The following is a 9,409-nucleotide window of genomic DNA, read 5'->3' as shown; positions in this document are numbered from 1 at the left end:
CGGGGCAACAGGAGCAGGATTAGAAGGAGCAGTAGAGTTTGATCCCGCAGCAGCTCCAGGGTATCCCGCAGGTCAAGTGGTCCTCTATGAAGGAAGCGCCTATTTAGCAAATGTAGCATCTCCAACAGGAATACCTGGCCAATCCCCAGATTATACGCTATTTGTAGCTGGAGGAGCAACCGGAGTAACAGGAGAAGCCGGAGCAACAGGAGCAACGGGAGAAGCCGGAGCAACCGGTGCAACAGGAGAAACAGGAGCAACCGGTGCAACAGGAGCAACAGGAGAAGCCGGAGCAACGGGAGCAACGGGAGCAACGGGAGAAGCCGGAGCAACCGGTGCAACAGGAGCGACAGGAGCAACAGGAGCAACAGGAGAAGCCGGAGCAACCGGTGCAACAGGAGCAACAGGAGCAACCGGAGCAACAGGAGCAACAGGAGCAACCGGTGCAACAGGAGAAGCCGGAGCAACGGGAGCAACGGGAGAAGCCGGAGCAACAGGAGCAGGATTAGAAGGAGCAGTAGAGTTTGATCCCGCAGCAGCTCCAGGGTATCCAGCAGGTCAAGTGGTCCTCTATGAAGGAAGCGCCTATTTAGCAAATGTAGCATCTCCAACAGGTATACCTGGCCAATCCCCAGATTATACGCTATTTGTAGCTGGAGGAGCAACCGGAGTAACAGGAGAAGCCGGAGCAACAGGAGCAACAGGAGAAGCCGGAGCAACAGGAGCAACGGGATTAGCCGGAGCAACAGGAGCAACGGGATTAGCCGGAGTAACAGGAGCAACGGGATTAGCCGGAACAACAGGAGAAGCCGGAGTAACAGGAGCAACGGGATTAGCCGGAGCAACGGGAGCAACAGGAGAAGCCGGAGCAACAGGAGCAACAGGATTAGCCGGAGCAACGGGAGCAACAGGATTAGCCGGAGCAACAGGAGCAACCGGTGGAACTGGTCCTAACACTCTTTCTGAAGGATTTTCTGCTTTCGCTTCGCCTGTATCAGCTGTAACCGGGACCACTCAAATTACAGGGTGGAGTGTTGCGAGTCCGTATTTCGTAGATACAACGTTTAATCCTGCTACTGGGAATTTCACAGTTCCAGTTACGGGAAGATATTCTTTTGAAGCGACAATTAATTATACTACAACGGGTGCATTAAGCATTTCTTTAGGTGCAGGCATAAACCCTTCATTTTCTATTCGTAGAACCGCTCCAGTCGTAACTGATTTGATAAGTGGCTTAACGCCAATATTAAATGTTAACGTTGCTTTAGTGTTAACTTTAAGAGCTATACTAGGGAATGGAACAGTTACTTTGGCAGGTGACGTGTTGCTAAATGCAGGTGATGTGGTTGGATTATTTTACGAAGCAGATGGTTTAACGTTAGGGTTGGATTTAAGTGGAGACGGTAACGGGATTGTATGGTCAGCACATCGCCTCACATGATTTGAAAATAGTTTAGTTTATAATTTCTTGGAGGAAGTGATCCCTTAGGGTGAACTTCCTTTTTTTTGTTTGAAACAGCATGATTAATTTATATGGAAGTGAGACCTAAACCACCCACTGACGCAGCTGTTTCGATAGCAATAAAAACAATTTTTACATTTTAAGTGATGCTTAATATTTTGAGAATATACCTTACATAATGAAGAGAGTATCAGTTGCCCTTCTAAAAATTAAGAGGAGAAATAGTTAATTGGGGATCATGTGAAAGGTTGAAGTTGTTTGTGTTTTTTGAGTGAAGTAGAATTATATGAAATTCCTGAGTAAATAAGCTTTCTTCAAACCTATTTATCCGATGAAAAATTCACAAAATAATAAAGGGGCTGTCCGAAAAAGGGTAATTAAGTCTAAATTGAATAAATATAGAGAGGCAGAAATGTTGATTTAACAACATATCTGCCTCTTCAATTTTGCGTTATTTTACTTAAAAAGGACTTATGAGACAGCCCCTTTATATGGTTTCATTTCTTACTTATTTTGTGTTTTCCAATTAAAATTTATTTCTTTATCATCCCATGGGATTCTTTTCTCATCTGGTTGGGATGGGTTATATGACTTAGTTGTACAATACACTACAGTCGCTGGCTTTTCTCCAAGTACGCGGTATCCGTGAGCTACTCCCTTTGGGATAAGCAAGATACTGGGGTTGTTTTCACCCATATAATAAACAGCCGTTTCACCTTTCGAACTGGAGTGCTCCCTTAAATCGTATAGAACTACTTGTGCATTTCCAGAAGGGAAAAACCAAAGGTCATCCTGCTCCTCATGGTAGTGAAATGCTTTAATAACACCTGGATATGAAGTTGACCAAGAAAGCTGACCAAAATGTGACAAAAGATTTTCATCATCTCTAACAACTTCCGCGAAAAATCCTCGATCATCACAGTGCTTTGTTAGTTTTTTTGAAATAACACCTTCAATTCCCACTGTTATCATCTTCCTTTGCTAAGAATTCTTGCAGCCCCTTTTGCCAATTTCGCATGTAAATGCCGTTAGAGTTTAACTTTTTATGACTTAAGACCGAATATTTGGGTCTAGGAGTTGCCAAACCGTACCTATCCGTAGAAATAGGACTGACGATGGCTTCCGATTGTAAGCATTCTACTATTTCTCTCGCGAATTCGAACCAACTGCAACTTCCCGAATTGGTAACATGATAGATCCCAGGTGGCTTTGATAGTAATTGTTTAATCGCAATTCCCAAGTCTTTTGTATAAGTGGGACTACCGAATTGATCATCGACCACATGAATTTCTTTAGGAGAATCGGCTAATCTTTTAATGGTGTTGACGAAATTTTTCCCTTCATGGCCATATAACCACGAGGTCCTTATGATTGTGGTTTCTTCGTAAGCTACTTGTGAAAATTCTTCACCGAGTAATTTGCTTTTTCCATAAATGGTTTTGGGATCTGTATCATCATCTTCTAAATAAGGTTCCGTTTTATTTCCAGCAAATACGTAGTCAGTGCTTATATGAATGAATTTCACTTTTTTTGCTTTAGCTGCACAGGCTAAATAATAGGGTGCAATACCGTTGATCAAATAAGCGTTATCTATATCTTTTTCACATGTATCGACTTGTGTAAAAGCTGCAGTGTTAATAAGGAAATCAGGATTGGTCTGTTCGAGCATTTCATCTATTTTTTTACGATCCGTAATATCCAGTTGTTGTTTGGTGAATGGATGCACCATATAATGGTCATCCTTTAATATTTGCACCAATTCTTTTCCCAATTGTCCGCCGGCACCTGTAATGACGACCTTCTTCATAAGGAAGCACCGAAATTATTTACATGCCATTCAACTGTTTTAACTAGTGATTGATCGAAGGAAGCTGTTTGCTTCCACCCTAATTCGCTTTGTAATTTGGTGGAATCTATGGCATATCTCCGGTCATGACCTATTCGGTCACTGACAAATTCAATTAATTTTTCTGATTTTCCCATTATCTCTAAAATCCTCTTCACGACATCTACATTTTTCCTTTCGTTTCCTCCGCCGATGTTATAGACCTCACCTGATGTGCCTTTTTCAAGAATAAGAGCAATCGCTTTACAATGGTCTTCAACAAATAGCCAATCCCTTATTTGTTGCCCATCCCCGTAAATGGGTATTTTTTGATTTAGAAGCGCGCGGTAAATTATCGTAGGAATGAACTTTTCCTTATTTTGAAAGGGGCCAAAGTTATTACTGCACCTAGTCGTTACTAAAGGTAAATTAAAGGTTTCATGATACGCACGCACTAATAAATCCGAGCTTGCTTTTGTAGCCGAATAGGGGTTATTAGGAGAAAGGGGGGACAATTCAGTAAATGGTTGTTGAGCAGGAGTTAGAGTACCATACACTTCGTCGGTCGAAACATGAATCATTTTATTTGCTGCCCCTGTTTTTAGGTGTTGTAACAATTCATAGGTGCCGACAATATTCGTTTGAATAAAATCGTCCGCGTTTTGAATGCTATTATCTACGTGTGATTCAGCCGCAAAGTGGATGATGGCTTCATACTGTTGATCCATCACCGCATTTAAATCGTTCTTATCTGCAATGTTTCCTTTCTTGAAACGAAACCTGGGATTAGATGTCAAGGCCTGCATCTCATCAGGATGACTTGCATAAGTCATCGAATCGATGACGGTGATTTGATAGGAAGTATTCTCAAGAAGGTAATGAACAAAGTTAAGGCCGATAAAACCAGCACCGCCTGTCACTAAGAGATTCAATGAACGACCACCTTTCATTATTATAGATTAATGTAATTTTTCAACTAATCTTGCAAGGTATTGCCCATATTCATTTTTTTCTAAAGGTTTAGCCAAAGCAAGAAGCTGTTGAGAGGATATGAACCCTTTACGAAAAGCGATTTCTTCTATGCAGGCAATATGAACATTTTGCCTACTTTGGATGGTCTGGATAAACAAGGAGGCATCAAGGAGTGATTCATGGGTCCCTGTATCCAACCAGCTAAAACCTCTGCCTAGTAATCGTACATTCAGTTGATTTCTTTCGAGATAACATTCATTGATCGAGGTGATTTCATATTCTCCGCGTTTTGATTTCTTTATGCTTTTTGCTATATCAATAACATTATTATCATAAAAGTAGAGGCCCGTAATGGCGTAATTGGATTTAGGGGATTTTGGTTTTTCCTCTAGTGATACTACTTTCAGATCCTTATCGAATTCGACGACACCGAACCGTTCTGGATCTTTGACGTGATAGCCGAATATCGTTGCACCACTTCCTGAGGAAACGACTTCTTCTAACGTTTTAGTGAAGTTATGTCCATAAAAAATATTATCACCTAATATTAAACAGACTGAGTCCTTTCCTATAAAATTTTCTCCTATTATAAAAGCTTGAGCAATGCCATCTGGACTTTCTTGTATTACATAGCTTAATTTAATTCCTAATTGGGATCCATCCCCCAGTAAGTGTTCGTATTTAGAGGTATCAGTGGGGGTGGAGATGATTAAAATATCCTTAATGCCCGCAAGCATAAGTACGGAAAGTGAATAATAAATTAATGGTTTATCATAAACAGGTAATAGCTGTTTTGAGACGGCTTTAGTCAACGGATACAGTCTTGTGCCGCTTCCACCAGCTAATATGATGCCTTTCATTACATTTCACATCCTCAAGGAGATTACATCTGGGTGATAAAGTACATTTAATTACAGGGAAATTGTTTTAAATCATCATATGCTCTTGTGTTTATGAGTATGAGTGGATGGAGAATCTATGGAATGGGAAAAGAGTTTATGAAAAACTGCAAAGCGTACTTTGCAGAATGTACTGATTTATAAGTTGAGTTTTTTTTCAAAGTACTCTTTATTTGATAGCATTTGGGAATCTTGGGGACGGTATTTCAAGGCTTTTTCATTGTGTTGATAGCCCAGTTCATATTGCCCTGCTTTATCATAACAAACAGCTAATTGTAGGTGTGGCAACCATGTTGAACAAGAGTGGTTTTGAAAAGAAAGACCATCTGCTTCTTTATTGGCCAAGGCACTTTCATACCAGTAAATGGCTGATTGTATTTCCTGTCTTTGCAAGAAGTAGTAAGCTAACCTGCAACATGTTTCAGGTTTTGGCGTACCGTAAGCAAGAGTGTGAAGAACCCAAGTCAATTCCAGTTCTTTCAAACCAAGTTTATTGTAGCAATCCGCTAATTTATTGCATGCCTGAATATTATCTTCGACCCACCCTTTTTTCGTTTTTAAAAAACGGAGATAGTATTCAATCGCTTTTTCGACTTTACCATGATCCAGCAGTTCATTTGCATAATAGAATAAATCACGGGGGGAAAAATCTTTCCCTGATGAAGCTAACTTTTCATAAATCCGTAAGTTGCGCTCCGCGTCATGACTAAGGGGCATATGTGAAACAGATACATCGCTTTGGTGTAAGTTTCCATACACCTCTAAATACTCATGAACATTCCCGATCCATTTAAATCCTTTTTCTCGTTTTGCCAAACGGTATCTTCTTAAGCTGGAAATTACATTACCATCACCGTCAAAAGCAAGATTATAGTTCATTGAAACGGCATCGGTTTGAGGGTCAAGTGTTTTTTTGAGTTCTAGTAAAGCTTTTTGGTCTTTCTCTAAAAATATATCATCTGCATCCAGCCATAAAATATAGTCAGTTGTAGCCTGTTGAAACGCAAAATTTCTTGCAGCGGCAAAATCTTCAATCCATGTGAAATCATAGATCCTGTCTGTATACTTGGCTGCGATTTCTTTGGTATGATCAATAGAACCTGTGTCCACAATATTGATTTCATCCACGATTTTACTAACGGAATCTAAACATCGTCCAATTACAGCTTCTTCATTTTTTACAATCATACATAAACTAATAGTAATCAAAGCTTCATTTCCCCATCCTTCCATTTATAAATCAAGCCATTCATTTAATGAGAAATGCTTTCAGTGCGCCTGCCTGAACTTCTATCTTAGCGTTTTTTTGCATGTATGAGCATTTGATAAATATTAGTATAGTTCGATAGTTCATCCATCGGAAATCCGAATTTTTCGCCGAGAAAACTTACTTCATTAAAGAAAAGTTGCGTTTTCGAATCGGGGGTAAAATAATTATATGTCTGGGATTGAACTTCGAATAATGGAGTAGGAAATAAAGAGAGTACGGTTTTTGGAGTAAAAAAGCGCAAATGTGTTCGATCCAAAATCCCTGCATTAACATAGTCCCAGTTTCCCATCAATAAAGGGAGGAGAGCCTCTGCATGTGAAATATTTGGAATGCTACATATGAGAGAACCGTTTGGCTTTAAGTAAACGGAAAGTTTTTCAACAATCTTCCAAGGATTTTCTAAATGTTCCAATATATCCGCCAGTATTATCGTATCAAAGGTAGCGGGAGGATATGGAAGGTCCAATGACTCAATATCTGTCGTATCTACTCGTTCAAAGTGATTGTTGGCAATGGATCCTACAAATTCATTTAATTCCACACCATAAAGCTCACAAGGTTGTCGATTGAGTAATTCTAATCCAGTAGCTCCTGCTCCGCATCCGATATCTAGAATCTTTTTTGAATCTAACGGAACGAGATTAATAATTTCAGGTCTTGAATGGATGTAATAAGTTAGATCCACTTTCCATTTATCTATGAATCTCTGACGATTTAACGTATACAAATGGTGGATGTTGATATCTTGATTTGCTGTAAAAGTGGCATGACCATGATGATGGACAAATGAATCATAGGCAATCCTCAATTGATATCCTTCTATTAATGTCCGAAGACATAAATCGTCATCCTCAAAGGAACCATATTCAAAACGTTCATCAAAACCACCGATTTTATCTAGGACTTCTTTTTTCACAAGTAAACAAAATCCGACAAGACGCATGACTCTCTTTGATTTTCCGAGGTTCTTTTGACAGTAATCTCTTGAAAAATCAGCAATTCCGTCGATGGCGTTATAATCCACTGCAATTTGCTGTGGGCCGCTTACATAATTACTCACTGGTCCGACCATGCCTATTTTTTCATCACTATAAAGCAAACTAAGCATGGATTGCAGCCAGTTTTCCGTGACGATTGTATCATTATTTAGAAATAAAACATTTTCTCCAGTAGAGACATTAAGCCCTTGATTACAACCTTTCGCAAACCCTAAGTTTTCTTCATTAAAAATCGTTTTTAAAGAGGGCATACTTTTTAAATAGTCAATCGTCCCATCTGTAGAACCATTATCAACGACAATAATTTCAATTTCTTCATCAGCTGTATGCTTTTGAATACTGGCAAGACACTGTTTGGTTAAAGGTAATTCGTTATATGTGAGAATAACAATACTGGTTTTCAGTATTACCTCCACCTTCCCTTAGTTAATATTCAATTAAATATATGTAGGCATTGCAGATTTAGTGAATTCCTTTAATTCCTTCATTCATTTATATAGGGATGCAATAAGGAAATGAAAAGAAAAAAGACCGGATTTATTATGGACAGGCAACTACTCAATTAAACTAATGATAGATCATTCATCTACCCTTTATTTTTGCTTTTACATATGTTATAGAAATGCTTTCAATAAGGGGTAAAAATTTGAGTAAGAATAAGAGATTAAAGGGTGAAAAAGAAAAGGATAGAAAAAATAAAAGATGCTCAAAATGTGGACATAAAAATTGTCATTGTGATTCATTTCCAAACCAAAAAGTTAAGGTGGTAATTGACGGGCCTATTGGAATGACAGGGAATCCTGGAGCTGGACCTACTGGAGCAACAGGGGAGACAGGGGCAACGGGAGGCTCAGAATCAGGATTATCTGAATAAGCTTATATATACAATCTAAGTGCACAAACGGTTGCTATAGGGGATGATATTAATTTTGATACAAATGGTGTAATTACTCCTGGTATACCACATGTAGCAGGATCAGAAGAAATAATAGTCATCACACCGGGAGACTATAAAATAACTTTCACGGTATCGACTAACGAACCTAGCCAGTTTGCATTATTCAGAAATGATGTGCTTATGGAAGGAACGTTGTACGGGTCAGGTTCGGGAGCTCAGGGGAATATTGGTCAGTTTATCGTCACTTTAGCTGCCGGCGACATACTCACCATACGAAATAATATTTCTTTTTCAGATGTAACGCTTCAGACTATGGCAGGAGGCACACAAACAAATGCAAATGCATCTGTAATTCTTAAGAAGTTAAATTAATTTAAGCTCATTTAAATATCGAAGTCATTTGTATCCCCCCTAATCAGGGGGATATCGTAAAAATCATCCGTATATAGGTGATATTTAGGTATTTAGAATATTATTTTATTTAGCATGAATACCAATTCTAGCTATGTATCAATCTTAATTACTTTATTAATAGCCTATGATCCATAAATCCATTAATTAAAATAATAAGTTAATTCAAACTAGGTTATTACCCAACCCCTTATTTTAAAAATACATAGGATATAGGAATGTTAATTATAGGGGTGAAATTATGGGGAAGCATAAAAAGTGTTCTAAATGTGGACATAGTACTTGCAAATGTCAGGAAAAGAAATGTAAAGATTGTGGACACAAAAAATGTAAATGTGGAAATAAACAACAAAGCGTTAATCAAAAAGTTCAAGTTATTATAGATGGGCTTGTAGGAATAACAGGCACACCTGGAGCAGGAATTACAGGAGCAACAGGAGCGACGGGAGCAACTGGGGCAGGAGGAGGAGCGACGGGAGCCACCGGAGCCACAGGAACAGCGGGAGCCACCGGAGCTACAGGAGCAACTGGGGCAGGAGGAGGAGCGACGGGAGCCACAGGAACAGCGGGAGCGACGGGAGCCACAGGAACAGCGGGAGCCACCGGAGCCACAGGAACAGCGGGAGCCACCGGAGCCACAGGAACAGCGGGAGCGACGGGAGCCACCGGAACAG

At 39.6% G+C, this 9,409-nt stretch carries 9 protein-coding genes and 1 pseudogene; 4 read left to right on the top strand and 6 right to left on the bottom strand.

Annotated elements, in window-relative coordinates:
- Nucleotides 1–1,441, top strand: a 1,441-nt coding sequence (locus tag ACIQXN_RS12180) for a collagen-like triple helix repeat-containing protein (RefSeq protein WP_402966684.1), incomplete at its 5' end; no start/stop codon positions are given.
- A gap of 525 nt (nucleotides 1,442–1,966) precedes the next feature.
- On the opposite strand, the gene ACIQXN_RS12175 is transcribed toward ACIQXN_RS12180, so the two are convergent.
- The 6 genes from ACIQXN_RS12175 to ACIQXN_RS12150 all read right to left on the bottom strand — a co-directional run bounded on the left by ACIQXN_RS12175 (nucleotide 1,967) and on the right by ACIQXN_RS12150 (nucleotide 7,833).
- A complete protein-coding gene (locus ACIQXN_RS12175) occupies nucleotides 1,967–2,434 on the bottom strand; it encodes a dTDP-4-dehydrorhamnose 3,5-epimerase family protein (protein ID WP_402966682.1) in 468 nt (155 codons plus the stop codon).
- Entirely contained in the window at nucleotides 2,415–3,269 is an 855-nt protein-coding gene (gene rfbD, locus ACIQXN_RS12170; protein WP_402966680.1) for a dTDP-4-dehydrorhamnose reductase, read from the bottom strand. The genes ACIQXN_RS12175 and rfbD overlap by 20 nt, the downstream gene beginning before the upstream one ends.
- The gene (rfbB, locus tag ACIQXN_RS12165) at nucleotides 3,266–4,237 is read right to left on the bottom strand and encodes a dTDP-glucose 4,6-dehydratase (protein WP_402966678.1); all 972 of its coding nucleotides are present in this window, start codon (nucleotides 4,235–4,237) and stop codon (nucleotides 3,266–3,268) included. Before rfbB ends, rfbD begins: the two co-directional genes overlap by 4 nt.
- Before the next feature lie 9 nt (nucleotides 4,238–4,246).
- Nucleotides 4,247–5,119: a glucose-1-phosphate thymidylyltransferase RfbA gene (rfbA, locus tag ACIQXN_RS12160; protein WP_402966676.1), complete on the bottom strand. Its 873-nt coding sequence runs from the start codon at nucleotides 5,117–5,119 to the stop codon at nucleotides 4,247–4,249.
- Between the two features lie 177 nt (nucleotides 5,120–5,296).
- On the bottom strand, nucleotides 5,297–6,367 hold the full coding sequence (locus ACIQXN_RS12155) for a tetratricopeptide repeat-containing glycosyltransferase family 2 protein (RefSeq protein ID WP_402966674.1): 1,071 nt from the start codon (nucleotides 6,365–6,367) through the stop codon (nucleotides 5,297–5,299).
- An 86-nt stretch (nucleotides 6,368–6,453) separates the two neighbouring features.
- Nucleotides 6,454–7,833 carry a glycosyltransferase gene (locus tag ACIQXN_RS12150; RefSeq protein WP_402967115.1) on the bottom strand — a complete coding sequence of 460 codons (1,380 nt, stop codon included), beginning with the start codon at nucleotides 7,831–7,833 and terminating at the stop codon, nucleotides 6,454–6,456.
- A gap of 239 nt (nucleotides 7,834–8,072) precedes the next feature.
- On the opposite strand from ACIQXN_RS12150, the gene ACIQXN_RS12145 reads away from it, so the two are divergent.
- From ACIQXN_RS12145 to ACIQXN_RS12135, 3 genes and pseudogenes are all read left to right on the top strand, one after another.
- Nucleotides 8,073–8,300: a hypothetical protein gene (locus ACIQXN_RS12145; RefSeq protein ID WP_402966672.1), complete on the top strand. Its 228-nt coding sequence runs from the start codon at nucleotides 8,073–8,075 to the stop codon at nucleotides 8,298–8,300.
- A gap of 6 nt (nucleotides 8,301–8,306) precedes the next feature.
- The gene (locus tag ACIQXN_RS12140; RefSeq protein WP_402967113.1) at nucleotides 8,307–8,696 is read left to right on the top strand and encodes a BclA C-terminal domain-containing protein; all 390 of its coding nucleotides are present in this window, start codon (nucleotides 8,307–8,309) and stop codon (nucleotides 8,694–8,696) included.
- Nucleotides 8,697–8,976: 280 nt separating this feature from the next.
- A pseudogene (locus tag ACIQXN_RS12135) lies at nucleotides 8,977–9,409 on the top strand (hypothetical protein); the annotation flags it as partial.

The sequence above is a fragment of the Peribacillus sp. NPDC097295 genome (assembly GCF_044761665.1).
In the GTDB taxonomy this organism is placed as follows: domain Bacteria; phylum Bacillota; class Bacilli; order Bacillales; family DSM-1321; genus Peribacillus.
This window is presented reverse-complemented; position numbering and strand designations above follow the sequence as displayed.